The sequence below is a fragment of the Variovorax sp. GW821-FHT09B01 genome (assembly GCF_059418345.1).
The window spans coordinates 267,345-282,445 of the sequence record NZ_JBWKPQ010000009.1; the positions used below are offsets into that span (position 1 = coordinate 267,345).

The 15,101-nt window shown below is 69.0% G+C and carries 12 protein-coding genes; 5 read left to right on the forward strand and 7 right to left on the reverse strand.

The window, feature by feature from the left end:
* The first annotated feature begins 68 nt into the window (after positions 1-68).
* The 5 genes from AC07RV_RS24875 to AC07RV_RS24895 are packed head-to-tail and all read left to right on the forward strand — an operon-like array spanning position 69 to position 6,556.
* Positions 69-2,189, forward strand: coding sequence for a hydantoinase/oxoprolinase family protein (locus AC07RV_RS24875; protein ID WP_296784387.1), 2,121 nt, complete (start codon positions 69-71; stop codon positions 2,187-2,189).
* On the forward strand, positions 2,186-3,910 hold the full coding sequence (locus AC07RV_RS24880) for a hydantoinase B/oxoprolinase family protein (protein ID WP_296784383.1): 1,725 nt from the start codon (positions 2,186-2,188) through the stop codon (positions 3,908-3,910). Before AC07RV_RS24875 ends, AC07RV_RS24880 begins: the two co-directional genes overlap by 4 nt.
* Before the next feature lie 60 nt (positions 3,911-3,970).
* The gene (locus AC07RV_RS24885) at positions 3,971-4,972 is read left to right on the forward strand and encodes an ABC transporter substrate-binding protein (protein WP_261210783.1); all 1,002 of its coding nucleotides are present in this window, start codon (positions 3,971-3,973) and stop codon (positions 4,970-4,972) included.
* Complete coding sequence (locus AC07RV_RS24890) at positions 4,953-5,765, forward strand: ABC transporter ATP-binding protein (RefSeq protein ID WP_444813865.1); 813 nt, start codon at positions 4,953-4,955, stop codon at positions 5,763-5,765. The genes AC07RV_RS24885 and AC07RV_RS24890 overlap by 20 nt, the downstream gene beginning before the upstream one ends.
* A gap of 2 nt (positions 5,766-5,767) precedes the next feature.
* Positions 5,768-6,556 (forward strand): ABC transporter permease, encoded by a 789-nt coding sequence (locus tag AC07RV_RS24895; protein WP_057591526.1) that lies wholly within the window; start codon positions 5,768-5,770, stop codon positions 6,554-6,556.
* A gap of 66 nt (positions 6,557-6,622) precedes the next feature.
* On the opposite strand, the gene AC07RV_RS24900 is transcribed toward AC07RV_RS24895, so the two are convergent.
* The 7 genes from AC07RV_RS24900 to AC07RV_RS24930 form a co-directional block, all read right to left on the reverse strand.
* Positions 6,623-8,110 carry a nucleobase:cation symporter-2 family protein gene (locus AC07RV_RS24900; protein ID WP_296784376.1) on the reverse strand — a complete coding sequence of 496 codons (1,488 nt, stop codon included), beginning with the start codon at positions 8,108-8,110 and terminating at the stop codon, positions 6,623-6,625.
* 173 nt (positions 8,111-8,283) lie between these two features.
* On the reverse strand, positions 8,284-9,276 hold the full coding sequence (locus AC07RV_RS24905; RefSeq protein WP_296784373.1) for an NAD-dependent epimerase/dehydratase family protein: 993 nt from the start codon (positions 9,274-9,276) through the stop codon (positions 8,284-8,286).
* Positions 9,277-9,378: 102 nt separating this feature from the next.
* Positions 9,379-9,921, reverse strand: coding sequence for a helix-turn-helix domain-containing protein (locus AC07RV_RS24910; RefSeq protein ID WP_296784370.1), 543 nt, complete (start codon positions 9,919-9,921; stop codon positions 9,379-9,381).
* 11 nt (positions 9,922-9,932) lie between these two features.
* A complete protein-coding gene (locus tag AC07RV_RS24915; RefSeq protein WP_057591523.1) occupies positions 9,933-10,700 on the reverse strand; it encodes a GntR family transcriptional regulator in 768 nt (255 codons plus the stop codon).
* Between the two features lie 46 nt (positions 10,701-10,746).
* Positions 10,747-11,487, reverse strand: a complete 741-nt coding sequence (locus AC07RV_RS24920) for an aspartate/glutamate racemase family protein (protein WP_296784367.1) — start codon at positions 11,485-11,487, stop codon at positions 10,747-10,749.
* 28 nt (positions 11,488-11,515) lie between these two features.
* Complete coding sequence (locus tag AC07RV_RS24925; protein WP_093340514.1) at positions 11,516-13,009, reverse strand: NCS1 family nucleobase:cation symporter-1; 1,494 nt, start codon at positions 13,007-13,009, stop codon at positions 11,516-11,518.
* Positions 13,010-13,260: 251 nt separating this feature from the next.
* The gene (locus tag AC07RV_RS24930; RefSeq protein ID WP_296784362.1) at positions 13,261-14,946 is read right to left on the reverse strand and encodes a CehA/McbA family metallohydrolase domain-containing protein; all 1,686 of its coding nucleotides are present in this window, start codon (positions 14,944-14,946) and stop codon (positions 13,261-13,263) included.
* Positions 14,947-15,101 lie beyond the last annotated feature (155 nt).

The following is a 15,101-nucleotide window of genomic DNA, read 5'->3' on the forward strand; positions in this document are numbered from 1 at the left end:
GTACTAGCCAGTTAGTTAGTTAAGGCCGGTCCCATTATCGTCCAACCCCGCTAGAACGGAGCATCACAATGGGTTCTGCACCACAGCGAAGCAAAGGCGTGCGCGTCGGATGCGATATCGGAGGAACCTTCACCGATATCGTGCTCGCGATGCCCGACGGCCGGCTCTTCGTCAACAAGACGTCCACCACGCCGGAGGACCTCGGCAAGGCCATCGTCAACGGCTTGCGCGCATTGATCGACCAGGCGGGCATCGCGCCCGGCGACATCGCCGAGATCGTGCACGGCACCACCACCGCGTCGAACACCATCCTGCAGAAGGTCGGCGCCAACACCGGCGTGCTCACCACCGAGGGCTTCCGCGACGTGCTGGAGATCGGCCGCATCCGCACGCCCACCATGTTCGACCTCGGCTGGCAGAAGCCGCAGCCGCTGGCCACGCGCCGCTGGCGCCGCGGCGTGCGCGAGCGCATGGGCTCGCGCGGCGAGGTGGTCGTGCCGCTCGACGTCGAGCACCTGCTCGAACAGGCCGGCGAGCTGGTGGCCGACGGCGTGAACGCGGTCGCGCTGTGCTTCCTCAACAGCTACATCAACCCGGCGCACGAGCTCCAGGCCAAGGCCGCGCTGCAGGCGCGCTTTCCCGAGCTGCTGCTGAGCGTGTCGTGCGAGGTGCTGCCCGAGATCAAGGAGTACGAGCGCACCAGCACGACGGTGGTCAACGCCTACATCCTGCCCGCGATGAAGACCTACCTCGCGCGCCTGAAGAAGGACCTGCGCGACATGGGCGTCGATGCCTCGCTGCAGGTGATGGCTTCCAACGGCGGCATGATGGGCATCGCCTCCGCGACCGAGAAGCCGGTGTTCGCCGTGGCCTCGGGTCCGGCGGGCGGCGTGGCCGGCGCCGCGCGCATCGGCGCGATGGGCGGCGACGACGACCTGATCGTCTTCGACATGGGCGGCACCACCGCCAAGGCCTCGGTCATCGTCGGCGGCCAGCCCTCGCTGACCAACGAGTACGAGTTCCGCGACGGCATCAGCGCACCGAGCCGCTTCGTCAAGGGCGGTGGCTACGTGCTCAAGGTGCCCGCGATCGACATCGCCGAGGTGGGCGCGGGCGGCGGCTCGATCGCCTGGATCGACGGCGGCGGCCTGCTGTGCGTCGGGCCCGAATCGGCCGGTGCTTCGCCCGGGCCGGCATGCTACGGCAACGGCAACGAGCGCCCGACCGTGACCGACGCCAACATGGTGCTCGGCTACCTCAATCCCCAAGCGCTCGCGGGCGGCAGCCTGCCGGTGTCGCCCGAGCTCTCGGCGCGGGCGATCGATGCCCACGTGGCCGGGCCGCTGAAGCTCGACCGCCTCGCCGCGGCGCACGGCATCCGCCAGGTCGCCAACGTGAACATGGCGCGCGCGATCCGCGCGGTGACGGTGGAGCGCGGCCGCGATCCGCGCGACATGTCGATGATCGCCTTCGGTGGCGGCGGCCCGCTGCATGCGGTGGCGGTGGCGCGGCTGCTCGGCATCCGCCGCGTGATCGCGCCGATCATGGCCGGCGTCTTCTGTTCGGCCGGCATGCTCTCGGCCGACGCCGAGCACAACTTCGTGAAGGCGGTGCTGCGCCCGCTGGCCGATTGCGAGCCGGCCGCGCTGGCACGCGCCACCGCGGTGCTCGCCGACCAGGGCTTCACGGTGCTGGCCTCCGAAGGCTACGCGGCCGACGCGGTGCGCGTGGAGCGCTTCGCCGACCTGCGCTACCTCGGCCAGAGTTCGGAACTCACGGTGGCGCTGCCCGCGGGCACGCTCGACACGGCCGTGCTCGAGCAACTGGCGCGCGACTTCCATGCGCTCTACCAGCAGACCTTCGGCTACAGCAGCGACGAGCCGCTCGAGCTGGTCAACCTGCGCGTCAGCGCCCATGGCCGCAGCGACTTCCGCCTCGACTTCGCCCAGTGCCGCGTCGACGCGACCGCGCTGCAGGGCACGCAGGGCGAACGCCTCGTGAGCTTCGCGCCCGGCGAGGCGCCCGCTTCGACGCCCGTGGTCCCGCGCGCCAGCCTCGGTGCCGAGTCGGTGCAGGGGCCGCTGATCGTCGAGTCCTACGACACCACCATCGTCGTGCCGCCGCACTGCAGCGCACGTGCCGATGCCATCGGCAACATCGTCATCGACCTCCAGGAGATCCCGGCATGAACCGCGCCATCGACCCGATCACCTTCGCGGTGGTCAAGAACGCGATGGATTCCATCGTCGACGAAGTGGCCTACACCGTGCTGCGCACTGCGCGCTCGGAGATCGTCAAGGACGTGATGGACTACTCGGCCGCGATCTGCGACCGCCACGGCCAGATGATCGCGCAGGCCAAGACCATCGCGCTGCACCTGGGCGCCATCCCCGAGGCCATGGCCGAGGTGCGCAAGCGCTACGGCGACGCGCTCGCGCCGGGCGACGCGGTGATCGTCAACGACCCCTACCAGGGCGGCATGCACCTGCCGGACATCTTCATGTTCGTGCCCTTCTTCTACCGCGAGGAACTCGAGGGCTTCTGCGTCGTCATCTGCCACCACACCGACGTGGGCGGCCGCGTGCCCGGCTCGAACGCCAGCGACTCGACCGAGGTCTACCAGGAAGGCCTGCGCATCCCGGTGGTCAAGCTCTACGAACGCGGCACGGTCAACGACATCATGGAACGCGTGATCGCGCAGAACGTGCGCGTGCCCGACCGCGTGCTCGGCGACCTGCGCGCGCAGTACGCGGCCTCGCAGGTGGGCGTGCGCGAGCTCACGGCGCTGTTCGACCGCTACGGCCGCGACGACGCGCGGCGCTACTTCGCCGAACTGCTCGACTATGCCGAGCGGCTCACGCGCGAGGAGATCCGCCGCTGGCCCAAGGGAACCTTCCACTTCGAGGACTTCATCGACGACGACGGCCTCTCGCCCGAGCCGATCCCGATCCGCGTCGCGCTCACGGTGCACGAGGACCGCGTCAGCGTGGACTACACCGGCTCCTCGCCGCAGGTGCGCGCGGCGATCAACTCGACGCTTTCGTACACCAAGTCCTGCACCTACCTCAGCGTGCGCTGCGCATTGAAGGGCGACGTGCCGAACAACGCCGGCGTGTTCCGCTGCATCGAGGTGCACGTGCCCGAGGGCACCGTGCTCAACCCGATCGAGCCGGCCGCGGTCGCGGCGCGCGCGCTCACCGGCTACCGCGTGTTCGACGCGATGCTCGGCGCGCTGGCCCAGGTGGTGCCCGACCGCATTCCCGCCGCGGGCGAGGGCGGCAACACCGTGGTCTGCCTCTCGGGCAAGAAGGACGACGGCAGCAGCTACATCATCGTCGACATGATCTGCGGCGCCTGGGGCGGCCGCCCCGGTTCCGACGGCATCGAGGCGATCACCAACGCCTCGCAGAACCTCTCGAACACGCCGGTGGAAACGCTGGAGGCGCAGCATCCGGTGCGCGTCGAGGCCTACGAGCTCGAGCCCGATTCGTGCGGCGCCGGCCGCTACCGAGGCGGCCTCGGCATCCGGCGCAGCTACCGCGTGCTGGCCGACGACGTGCTGCTGCAGCTGCGCGCCGACCGCATGAAGTTCCAGCCCTACGGCCTGCAGGGTGGCCTGCCCGCGAAGTCGGCCTCGAACCGGCTGCAGCACGCGGGCGAGACCACCGAGCTCGCGAGCAAGGTTGGCATGCGCATTGCAAGAGGCAGCGTGGTGACGCACACGCAACCCGGTGGCGGTGGCTTCGGCGATCCGCTGCTGCGCCCCGCGCAGGAGATCGAGCGCGACGTCTGGGACCACAAGCTCTCGGCCGACTTCGTGCGCCAGCACTACCGCGCGGTGGTCGATCCGGCCAGCGGCCGCCTCGACGCCGCTCGGACCCAGGCACTGCGCGCCGGCACGGCGGACTGAAGCACCGCGCCGCTCCCGCGATTCCCCCACCACCCCATGACGAAGAAGCAGAGGTAAGCGATGAAAAGACGTACGTTGACCCAAGGCCTCGCGGCGATGGCCGCGCTCCCGGCGCTGTCCCTCGGCCTGCGAACGGCGCAAGCGCAGGGGGCCACCAAGCTGCGCGTGCGCATGGACTTCTCGCCCTGGGGCATGCACGGCGCGGTGCACCTGGCCCAGCAGAAGGGCTGGTTCAAGGACGAGGGCCTGGAGGTCGAGGTGCAGGACGGCACCGGCACCATCTCGACGCTGCAGCTGCTCGCGGCGGGGCAGGTCGACGTCGGCCAGGTGGCGCTCGGCACCATGGCGGTGGCGAAGGAGAACGGGCTCGAGCTGGTCTCGATCGCCGGCTTCGCGCGCACCGGCGACCTCGCCGTCATGACCGACGCGGCGCAGGGCGTGAAGTCGCCGAAGGAGCTCGCGGGCAAGAAGATCGTGTGCTTCACGACCAGCCCGTGGGCGCCGTTCATCGAGCCTTTCCTCAAGGCCAACGGCATGAGCAAGAGCAGCATCGAGCTGGTGATGGTCACGCCCAGCGCGATGATCTCGACCTATGCCTCGGGCAACAGCGACGGCTTCATGTCGCAGGCCCCGTTCGGCCAGCCGATGGTGCTGAAGACCCGCAAGGCCAGCGCACTGCTGCTGGCCGACAGCGGCATCAGCTTTCCGAGCTACGGGCTGGCCACGACGCCGAAGGCGATCGAGTCGAAGCAGGCCGCGATCGCGAAGTTCACGCGCGTGCAGCTGCGCGCCTGGCAGTACATCCACGACAACCACATCGACGAGGCGGTGGCCGCCATCGTGGCGCAGCGGCCCAATGCGCGGCTCGACCCCGAGGTGCTCAAGGGACAGCTCGTGGCCTACCGCCCCTTCTTCCAGAGCCCGGGCGACAAGAACCTGCCGATCGGCCAGCAGTCCGACGCCGACTGGGCCGCGGCGATCCGCTCGATGGAACAGACCGGCCAGATCAAGCCGGGCCGCAAACCCTCCGACTACTACACCAATGCGCTCCTTTCCGTCTGAAGCGCCCGCGCGCGGAGCCCACCACGTGGCCGATTTCCTGTCGATCGACGGCCTCCACAAGGTCTACCAGTCCGGCCGCAAGCCGATCACCGCGCTGCAGGACGTGCACCTCGGCGTCGCGCGCGGCGAGTTCGTCTCTATCGTGGGCCCGAGCGGCTGCGGCAAGAGCACGCTGATGCGCTGCATCGCCGGGCTCGAGCCGATCACCAGCGGCCGGCTCGCACTCGACGGCGTGCCGATCACCGAGCCGCCCGACAACATGGGCGTGGTGTTCCAGCGCGACCTGCTGCTGGAATGGCGCAGCATCCTCGACAACGTGCTGGCGGCCGCCGAATTCCATGGCCTCGAGCGTGCGCGGCATGCGCCGCGCGCGCGCGAACTGCTGGCCCTGTTCGGCCTGGCCGACTTCATGGACCGCTATCCGCGCGAGCTCTCGGGCGGCATGCGCCAGCGCGTGTCGATCTGCCGCGCACTGCTGCTCGATCCGCAGTTGCTGCTGATGGACGAGCCCTTCGGCGCGCTCGACCCCTTCACGCGCGATGCGCTCAACGCGGAGCTGCAGCGCACCTGGATGGCGACCGGCAAGACGGTGATCTTCATCACCCATTCGATCACCGAGGCCGTCTATCTCGGCGGGCGCGTGGTGATGATGGCGCGCGGCCCGGGTCGCATCGCCGACATCCTGCCGATCGAGCTCGAGCGGCCGCGCGGCCTCGACGTGCGCGAGACGCGCGAGTTCGCGGCCTACGTGTCGCGCATCAAGGAAACCTTCCGCGAACTGGGCGCCTACTGACCATGAAGACACTCTGGAACCACACCGAGCGCAGCCGCCAGGCCCTGCTCACGCTCGCCGTGCTGCTCGTGGCCTGGGAGGCGTGCGTGCGCCTGCTCGGCATCCGCGACTTCCTGCTGCCCGCGCCCTCGAAGATCATCGGGCAGTTCCTCGCGCAGCCCGGCTACCTGCTGCGCGAGACGCTCGACACGCTGCTCACCACGCTGTACGGCTTCGTGCTGGCCGTGGTGCTCGGCGTGGCCGCGGCCATCGGCATCGTCTACTCGCGCTTCCTCGACCGCACGCTCTACTCGCTGCTGGTGGCGCTCAATGCCGTGCCCAAGGTCGCGCTCGCGCCGCTGTTCGTGATCTGGATGGGCACCGGCGCGCTGCCCAAGGTGGCGATCGCGATGCTGATCGCGATCTTCCCGATCCTGATCGACTGCGTGCTGGGGCTGCGTTCCACCGATCCCGACATGCTCGACATGGCGCGGGTCAACAAGGCCACGCGCGGGCGCATCCTCTGGAAGATCCGCTTTCCCAATGCGCTGCCCAGCCTGTTCGCGGGCATGAAGGTCGGCGTGTCCTTCGCGCTGGTGGGCACCATCGTCGGTGAGTTCGTGGCCGGCGAATCGGGGCTGGGCCACGTGATCCTGGTGGCGCAGGGCAGCTTCGACACCTCCACCGTGTTCGTCGCGCTCGCGCTGCTGTGCGTGCTCGGCGTGGTGCTGTTCAAGGGGATCGAACTGGCCGAGGAGCGGCTGCTCGGCTGGCATGCCTCGCAGCGCGGCGTGCCGGCGCACGCGGTCTAGCAGGCTTCGGGCGCTGCATGAAAAAAGGGGCCGTCGGCCCCTTCGTTCGTTGTGGCGTGCAGCGGCTCAGTGCGCATCCGCATGCTTGGCCGCCGCGATCACCGCCTGCTCGTCGTGCTTCGCGCCGTTGAGGAACAGGTTCAGCAGCACCGCCGCGATCGACGCCAGCAGGATGCCCGACTCGATCAGCGAGTGGATCGCATGCGGCATCCATTGCTTGAAGTTGGGCGCGATCAGCGGAATCATGCCGACGCCGATCGAGACCGCGACGATCATCGCGTTGTGGCGGTTGTGCTTGAAGTCCACGCCCGAGAGGATGCGGATGCCGGTGGCCGCCACCATGCCGAACATCACCAAGCCCGCGCCGCCGAGCACCACGGTGGGCAGCGACTCCACCAGTGCCGCCATCTTCGGCAGCAGGCCCAGCACGATCAGGATCACGCCGCCGGCCACGCAGACATAGCGGCTCTTGATGCCGGTGACGGCGACCAGGCCCACGTTCTGCGAGAAGCTGGTGTAGGGGAAGGTGTTGAAGATGCCGCCGATCAGCGTGCCCAGGCCGTCGGTGCGCAGGCCCTTGGCGAGGTCCTGCTGCGAGATCTTGCGCTCGGTCATCTCGCCGAGCGCGAGGAACATGCCGGTCGATTCGATCATCACCACCACCATGATCAGCGTCATCGTGAGGATCAGGATCGGGTCGAACTGCGGCATGCCGAAGTGGAAGGGCAGCACGATGTCGAACCACGCGGCCTTGCCGACCTTCTCGTAGGTCATGAGGCCGGTGAGCGAGGCCACGACCGCGCCGATGACGATGCCCAGCAGCACCGAGATGTTGGCGACGAAGCCCTTGGCGTACTTCACGATCAGCAGGATCGACACCAGCACCAGCGCGGCCACGCCCAGGCCCGAGAGGTCGGCGTACTTGGGGTTGGGCACGGTGGGCATGATCGCGAAGCCCTTGGGCACCGCGGGGATGGAACTGCCGGGCGAGGTGACTTCGGCCAGCCACTTGGCGTAGACCGGGTCGACCAGCGCGGGCGCCGTCGGGCCCACGGGATTGCCGAAGATCCAGTTGATGCCCACGCGCATCAGGCTGATGCCGATCACCGCGATGATGGTGCCGGTGACCACCGGCGGGAAGAAGCGCAGCATGCGGCTCACGAAGGGCGCGATCAGTATCGAGACGATGCCCGCGCCGATGATGGCCCCGAACAGCAGCTGCGCGCCGTTCTGGCCCGGGTTGGCATTGGCGATGGCCACCATGGGCGCCACCGAGGCGAAGGTCACGCCCATCATCACGGGCAGCTTGATGCCGAACCACTGCGTGGCGCCGAGCGCCTGGATCAGCGTGGCGATGCCGCAGCAGAACAGGTCGGCCGAGATCAGCAGCGCGACCTCGTCGGGCGAGAGCTTGAGCGCGCGGCCCACGATCAGCGGGACCGCGACCGCGCCCGCGTACATGACCAGCACGTGCTGCAGGCCCAGGGCGGTGAGCTTGCCGGTGGGCAGGCGCTGGTCCACCGGATGGACTGGGGAAAGGGAGTCGGCCGTCATCGTGAATCTCCTGCTGCGGCAATGAGAGAAAGACAGGGAGATGTGCGGCGCGCAGTCGTCGGGCGCGTCCACCGCATCTGGTGTACGCGAAACTGTATACAATTTATGCGGCAATCCGGACTGAGGAAAACCCGGAGGGCCCGGGTGGGCCGGATGACGTGCCCGCGGCTCGTTCAGGCCACGGGGTAGGGCCCGTCCTCGAAGCGCTGCGCGTGGTAGCCCTTGCTGCCCACGGCATGCGCCAGGTCGCTGCGGAAATCGCGGCCCTCGCGCAGGCTTTGCAGCACCTGCGCGAAGTCGTGCTTCGGCACCCAGCCCAGGTCGCGCCGCGCGCGCTCGTTCACGTACACGCGGTCGAGCTGCGCGGGCAGGGTCCAGCCGCGCCGTTCGTAGAGCGCCTCGCAGTCCGGGAAGTGCCGGCGCAGCACGGCCGGCGCATCGCTGCGCAGCAGCGCGAGTTCTTCGTGCGCGAAGGGCGTGGTGGCCGAGACGATGTAGCGGCCGAAGCCCAGCGCCGGTGCGCGCCGTGCCGCGCACAGGTGCGCATCGACGATGTCCGCGATGTCGGCGCGGCGGTGCAGCAGCTCGTTGGCCTGCGCGTTCTCGAGCGAATGGCGCTCGCGCGCGCGCGGATCGTCGTCGTCCTCGGGGAAGAAGCGCGAGGTGCGCAGCACGATCGCGTGCAGGCCGTGCTCGCGATGGAACAGCTGGCACAGGTCCTCGGCCGCGGTCTTGGTCACACCGTAGATGTTCTTCGGGATTGGCGTCACCTCTTCCGTGATCCAGGCGGCGGGCTCGCCCGCGGCCGGCGTGAGCGCCGAGCCGAAGCTGCTGGTGGTGCTCGTGAACACGAAGGCCTGCACGCCGGCCGCCACCGCCTCCTCGAGCAGCGCGAGCGTGCCCGCGATGTTGGTCTCGACGAAGTCCTGCTTCGCTTGCGTGGCCACGTGCGGCTTGTGCAGGGTGGCGGTGTGCAGCACCGTGCGCACGCCGCGCATGCACTCGCGCACGAAGGCGCGGTCGGCGATGGAGCCGGTGCGGTCGGTGAAGGGCGAGGCGAGCAGGTCGATGCCGCGGGCTTCGCCCAGGGTGTCGGGGTGCGCGCGCAGATGGCGCATCAGTGCTTCGCCGAGATGGCCGGCGCTGCCGGTGACCAGGATGGTCATTGGAATGGGTTCCTTCCTGCGATGGGGATTCTCGAAACCGCGAGGCTAGCGCGAGGCCGCTCGCGCCGTCCACGCATAAGTTATGCGTGGAGCGGTCCGCCCTCAGGCGATGGTGGTGACCAGCCGGCCCGCGCTGCCGTCGGCCAGCGCGATGCGCTCCCACAGCACGCGGCCCGGCAGGATCGGGATCACGGGGTCGAGCGTGCCGGCGGTCGCGATCTCGAGCGTGGCCAGTTCGCCCTCGTGCCAGCCGCGGGCCGCGAGCGTGGCCTCGGCCGCGAGGATCTCCTGCGAGGCATAGCCGATCAGCGAGCGGCCGATGAACTCGGCCGGGTCGGCGCGCCATTCGGACTGGCGCGCGGGCGAGGCCGCGAGCAGCCGGTGCGTGCGGTCGCAGATCAGGTGCACCTTGCGCGAGGACGACTCCACCAGCCGCTTGAGGGCGGCGTCATGGCGCGGATCGCGCGCCGCGGCCAGCAGCCGGTGCGCGGCCGCCTGCTGCGCCTTCGACAGCGGCAGCTCGCCGCGCTCCCAGCGCGACACCGTGGCCTGGTGCACGCCCATGAGCTGCGCGAAATGGCTCTGCTTGAAGCCGCGCAGCAGCCGCAGGCGCCTGAGCGCGAGACCGGTGTCGTGGGCCGCCATGCGCGCGCTCCTCAGGCCAGCAGCGCCTTCACCAAGTCGAGCTGGCGATCGGGCTTGCCGGTGCCGAGCTCGAGGCTGGCCTCGATGCGGTCGAGGTGTTCGATCATGCAGTTCACGGCGGCTTCGACGTCGCCGGTGCGGCAGATGCGCAGGAAGTCGGCATGCTCGTCGGACGAGCAGTGCGGGTCGTTCGACGAGTGGTAGAGCATCGCAATCAGCGAGCTGCGCGCGACCAGCTCGCGCACCAGCTCGGCCAGCGTGTGGTTGCCGGTGGCCTCGGCCAGCGCGACGTGGAAGTCGCCCAGCAGCTTCTCGCGCACCGTGCCCATGGTGGTGGTCTGGCGCAGCGCGTTGCGCTCGAAGCGGATGTGCTGGTCGAGCGCCTGGTAGTCGCGCGGCCGCGCGTTGGCGATGAACAGCCGCACCACCTCGCGCTCGAGGATGCGGCGCACCGCGAACACCTCGCGCGCTTCCTCCACCGTGGGCTGGCAGACGAAGGCGCCCTTGTCGGGAATGATCTCGATCAGCTTGTCCTTCGACAGCATCAAGAGCGCCGCGCGCACCTTGGTGCGGCTCACCGAATAGACGCGGCCCAGCGCCTCCTCGCGCAGCCAGGTGCCGGGCGGCAGGCGCTTCTCGACGATGGCGGTGGCGATGTCCTGGGCGATGCTCTCGATGGAGCTGGCCTTGTCCGCCTTCTCGCTGGCGGCGGCCGGGCCGTCGCCGGACGCAACCGGCGCGGCGGGGGAAGGAGCGGGGGTGGAACGTGCGCGGGGCATCGGTGGATTGTCGCTTGGCGAAAGCCGGTGCCGGGCGCACATCCCGCTATGGCCTCGCGAGGGTGAAGCCTTCGAGCGCGCCGACCATGGTCTTGGGCAGCGGCCGCGCGAGCTCGCCGCGCTTGCTGGTGCGCAGCTTGAGCCGCACCAGCGATTCGATCAGCTGCGTGCCCGCGGCCACGCCGTCGATCACCGGCACGCCGAGCAGCTCGCCGATGTGATCGCACAGGTCGGTCATGCCGGCGCAGCCGAGCACGATGCAGTCGGAGCCGTCCTCCTCGAGCGCGCGCCGGCATTCCTCGACGATGCGTTCGCGCGCGCGCGAGCCCGGTTCCTCGAGCTCGAGCACCGGCAGCTCGCAGGCGCGCACGTTGGCGCAGAAGCGCTCCATGCCGTAGATCTCCGCCAGGTGCCAGGCCTGGCCGATGGTGCGCCCCAAGGTGGTGACCACGCTGAAGCGGCTGCCGACCATGCTGGCCAGGTGCATCGCGGCCTCGGCGATGCCCACCACCGGCCCGCGCGCGAGCTCGCGCGCGGCCTTGAGGCCCGGGTCGCCGAAGCAGGCGATCACGTAGCCGTCGATGCCGTCGCGCTCGCCGGCCGCGATCTCCTGCAGCAGGCCGGGCACGGCCAGCGCCTCGTCGTAGTGGCTCTCGATGGACACCGGGCCCATGGCCGGGCTCACGGCCACGATCTCGGTGCCGGCGTGCGCCACCGCGCGGGCGCAGGCACCGATCTTCTCGGTCATGCTCCAGGTGGTGTTGGGGTTGATGATCTTGATGCGCACGGTGCGCTCCCTTTCTCTTGCGGTGTGTTCAGGTCTTGGTGTTGCGGTTCAGCAGCGCGTAGATCACGAAGCCCAGCGCCATGCCGATGAACCAGGCGTAGTTGGCCGCGCCGCGCAGGGTCGGCACCATCACGCACAGGATCGGCACCAGCGCCGAGGGGATCAGCGCCTGGATCGCCTTCGGGTTGTAGCCGCCGCTGTACCAGTACTTGCCCTGCGTGCTCATGCTGTAGAGCGCATCCACGTCGATCTGCTGCTTGCGCACCAGGTAGTAGTCGGCGATCAGGATGCCGAACAGCGGGCCGATGAACGAACCCAGCACGTCGAGCGTGTAGTGGATGACCTCGGGACTGTTGTAGAGGTTCCACGGCGTGAGGAACACCGAGCCCACGGCGGCGATCATGCCGCCGGTGCGCCAGCTGATGTGCTGCGGCGCGACGTTCGAGAAGTCGAAGGCCGGCGAGACGAAGTTGGCGACGATGTTGATGCCGATGGTGGCGATCATGAAGGTCAGCGCGCCCAGCACCACGGCGGTGGTGCTGTCGATCTTGCCCACGGTGTGCACCGGGTCGGTGATCAGTTCGCCGAACACCGGCAGCGTGGCGGCGGTGGTGATCACGGTCAGCAGCGAGAAGAACACGAAGTTGATCGGCAGGCCCCAGAAGTTGCCCTTCTTCACCGCGTCGAAGCTCTTGCCGTAGCGCGAGAAGTCGCCGAAGTTGAGCATCGGGCCGCTGAAGTAGCTGACCACCAGCGCGATGGCCGACAGCATCACCGGCAGCGCGTCCCAGCCCTGGAACTTGATGCCGCCGAGGTTCAGGTCGATGTTCTTCCAGCCGGCCTTCCACACCAGCCAGCCGCACAGGATGGCCATCACCACGTAGACCGCCGGACCGGCCCAGTCGATGAACTTGCGGATCGCGTCCATGCCGTGCCAGAACACGAAGGCCTGCAGCACCCACATCACCATGAAGGCGACCCAGCCCAGCGTCGACAGGCCCACGAAGCCGTGCTGCGCCAGGTCGGCGTAGGGCGCGAGGTTGGGGAACATGTGCAGCGCCAGCACCATGAAGGCGGCCGAGGCGAGATAGGTCTGCACGCCGTACCAGGCCACCGCGATCAGGCCGCGGATGATGGCCGGGATGTTGGCGCCGAGCACGCCGAAGGAGGCGCGGCACATCACGGGGTAGGGCGTGCCGGTCACCTGGCTGGGCTTGGCGACCAGGTTGCAGAAGATCTGCACGATCACGATGCCCACCAGCAGCGACACCAGCACCTGCCAGCTCGACAGGCCCAGCGCGAACAGGCTGCCGGCCGTGATGTAGCCGCCCACGCTGTGCACGTCGGACATCCAGAACGCGAAGATGTTGTACTGCCCCCAGGTCTGCTTCTTGAGCGGCGCGAGGTCCTCGTTGGTCAGGCGCGGGTCGTAGCCGGGCTTGATGAGGGCATTCGATTCGGCATGCGCCGGGGCGCTGGCTGCGCTGGCCCCGGCGGGCGTCTGGCTGACGGCTGTGCTCATGGTCTGTACCTCGTCTCTTCGATTGGGTTGCGTTGGAGGACCTGCTTGCGACGCAATTTGTGCGCCCGTTTTTGAGTTCGTTATTTGTATACAAAAACTGAGCACAATCAAGATCATCCAGATATTCATATATCCGTAGATTCCCTGAGACGCGGGTGCGGGCGCGCCGGCCGCTGCTGCAAGAAAAAGAGCGCCGGGCCCAGGGGCCACGGCGCTCTCGCGCGGAAAGGGAGGGGGAAGACGGGCCGGGCCTACTTCGCCGCCACCTTCACGAACACCGGGTTCGAATAGAACCAGAGGTCGGCGTAGTTGCGTGCGTTGATCGCGTTGAAGCGCGCCACGTTGTCGTTGCCCTCGGTGCGCGCGTCGGGCAGCGGCTCGCCGTTGGCGGTCTCGCCGGGCACGTCGGTGCCCAGGTTGGTGCCGCGCAGCCGGAAGTACTGGTTGGCGCCGGCCTTCACGGTGAAGCTGGCGGCGTAGTAGCCCTCGGCATCGAGCTTCCAGTCGGCGCGCGTGAAGCGCTTGACGACACGCGTCGACGGGCTGGTCGCGCGGTCGTAGCCGGGCGTGCCGGGCTGCTCGCGGCCGGTCACGTCGCCCGCGATCAGGTCGATGTGGTCGACCACGGGCTTCACGTTGGCGTAGAGGCCGCTGCCGAGCTGGTACTCGAAGTTGTTGCGCTCGGGGCTTTTGAAGCGCACGGTGATCTGCAGCTCCTCGCCCGCGGCGGCCGCGAGCTCGGTGCCCATGCGGCCGGCGCCCTTGCTGCTCCTGACCTGGAAGTCGAGCGCGTCGATCAGGTCGCCGTTGACCGCGAACAGCCGGCCCGCGCGCATCGCCGCGAGCAGCGACTTCGGATCCTTGATGTCGCCGAACAGGTGGTTCTTGGCGTACTCGCCGGGCGCGTAGCCGCTGCTGTAGAGGCCGCGCGAGGTGGTGAAGTGGTAGTCGGAATCGGCCACGTTCCAGATCCGGCGGCCTTCCGACAGCAACGCGTCCCAGGTGCCGCCGAGCTTGGCCACGAGGTGGTCGACGCCGCCGTAGGTGCGCGAGGGCAGGTTGGCGTCGATGTAGGCGCTGTTGTAGCCGCCGCGGTCGGGCTCCATCTGGTTGCCGACCATGCCCTCGAGCGAGAACACGATGTCGGGCGCGAGGTCGTTCATCTCGCGCAGCTGCGCGATCGTGTACTTGCCGGGGTTGCGCGAGGGATGGTTGATCTGCAGGTAGCTGGTGGTCGGGTAGTTCTTCTTGAGCCAGGCCACGGCCTGCATCGTCTCGGCGTGGGTGTTGTAGCCGGTGCCGGCCTTCGGTCCCCAGGCGGCCACGTCGGCGGCCGGGAACAGCGCGGCGTCGCGGTTGGTGAACAGGTACTCGAACTGGCTCACGGCCTTGAGCGCGGCATCCGACATCGGGCTGTCGGTCAGGATGCCGACGTTGCCGTGGTCGTGCGCGGGCATGTCCCACTCGGCCGAGGCGAAGATGGTCTTGTCGGCGTACTTGCCGCTGGCCTGCAGCGCCTTGATGCGCGGCACCTGGTACTTGGCCATGCCTTCGGAGAACGGGATCTGCGCCGGCAGGGTGCGGCCGTCGTTGTCGTAGGACGAGAGGCGCAGGTGGTCCGAGATCGCGACCCAGTCGAGGCCGAAGCGGTCGAAGGCCTTGGCCAGCACCTGGTCGAGCGTGGAGATCTGCTGCGTGTCGTCGGACTGCCAGGTGTGGACGTGCAGGTCGCCGACGGTCCAGCGGCCGGCTTCGGCGGCCGGCGCGGGCGGCGGGGCCGGGGGCGCGGGTGCCGGGGCGGGCGCGGCGGGCAGGCCGCCGAACACCACGGCGCTGTCGGAGCCGCCGCCGCAGCCGGCGAGCAGGGCCGTGCCGAGCACGAGCGAGAAGGCGAGGCGCGACAGCGGCAGGCCGGGAAGGGAAGACAGGGATTTCATGAAGACGGGAACAGGAACGCGGAAGGGACACGAGGCCGCCGCTGCAAGGCCGCGGCGCTCGGGGACGAACGAGGCGCGGGTGCGCCAGGAACGCGCTGGAGTCTCGGTGCCCGTCGTGACGCGTGCGTGAAAGCCGAATGAAAGTCACGCCGCTG

Coding starts and splice junctions, on each gene's coding strand:
- AC07RV_RS24905 (WP_296784373.1), bottom strand. CDS start 9,276: ATGACCATCCTGGTCACCGGCAGCGCCGGCCATCTCGGCGAAGCACTG.
- AC07RV_RS24910 (WP_296784370.1), bottom strand. CDS start 9,921: ATGGCGGCCCACGACACCGGTCTCGCGCTCAGGCGCCTGCGGCTGCTG.
- AC07RV_RS24880 (WP_296784383.1), top strand. CDS start 2,186: ATGAACCGCGCCATCGACCCGATCACCTTCGCGGTGGTCAAGAACGCG.
- AC07RV_RS24885 (WP_261210783.1), top strand. CDS start 3,971: ATGAAAAGACGTACGTTGACCCAAGGCCTCGCGGCGATGGCCGCGCTC.
- AC07RV_RS24915 (WP_057591523.1), bottom strand. CDS start 10,700: ATGCCCCGCGCACGTTCCACCCCCGCTCCTTCCCCCGCCGCGCCGGTT.
- AC07RV_RS24890 (WP_444813865.1), top strand. CDS start 4,953: ATGCGCTCCTTTCCGTCTGAAGCGCCCGCGCGCGGAGCCCACCACGTG.
- AC07RV_RS24925 (WP_093340514.1), bottom strand. CDS start 13,009: ATGAGCACAGCCGTCAGCCAGACGCCCGCCGGGGCCAGCGCAGCCAGC.
- AC07RV_RS24900 (WP_296784376.1), bottom strand. CDS start 8,110: ATGACGGCCGACTCCCTTTCCCCAGTCCATCCGGTGGACCAGCGCCTG.
- AC07RV_RS24930 (WP_296784362.1), bottom strand. CDS start 14,946: ATGAAATCCCTGTCTTCCCTTCCCGGCCTGCCGCTGTCGCGCCTCGCC.
- AC07RV_RS24875 (WP_296784387.1), top strand. CDS start 69: ATGGGTTCTGCACCACAGCGAAGCAAAGGCGTGCGCGTCGGATGCGAT.
- AC07RV_RS24895 (WP_057591526.1), top strand. CDS start 5,768: ATGAAGACACTCTGGAACCACACCGAGCGCAGCCGCCAGGCCCTGCTC.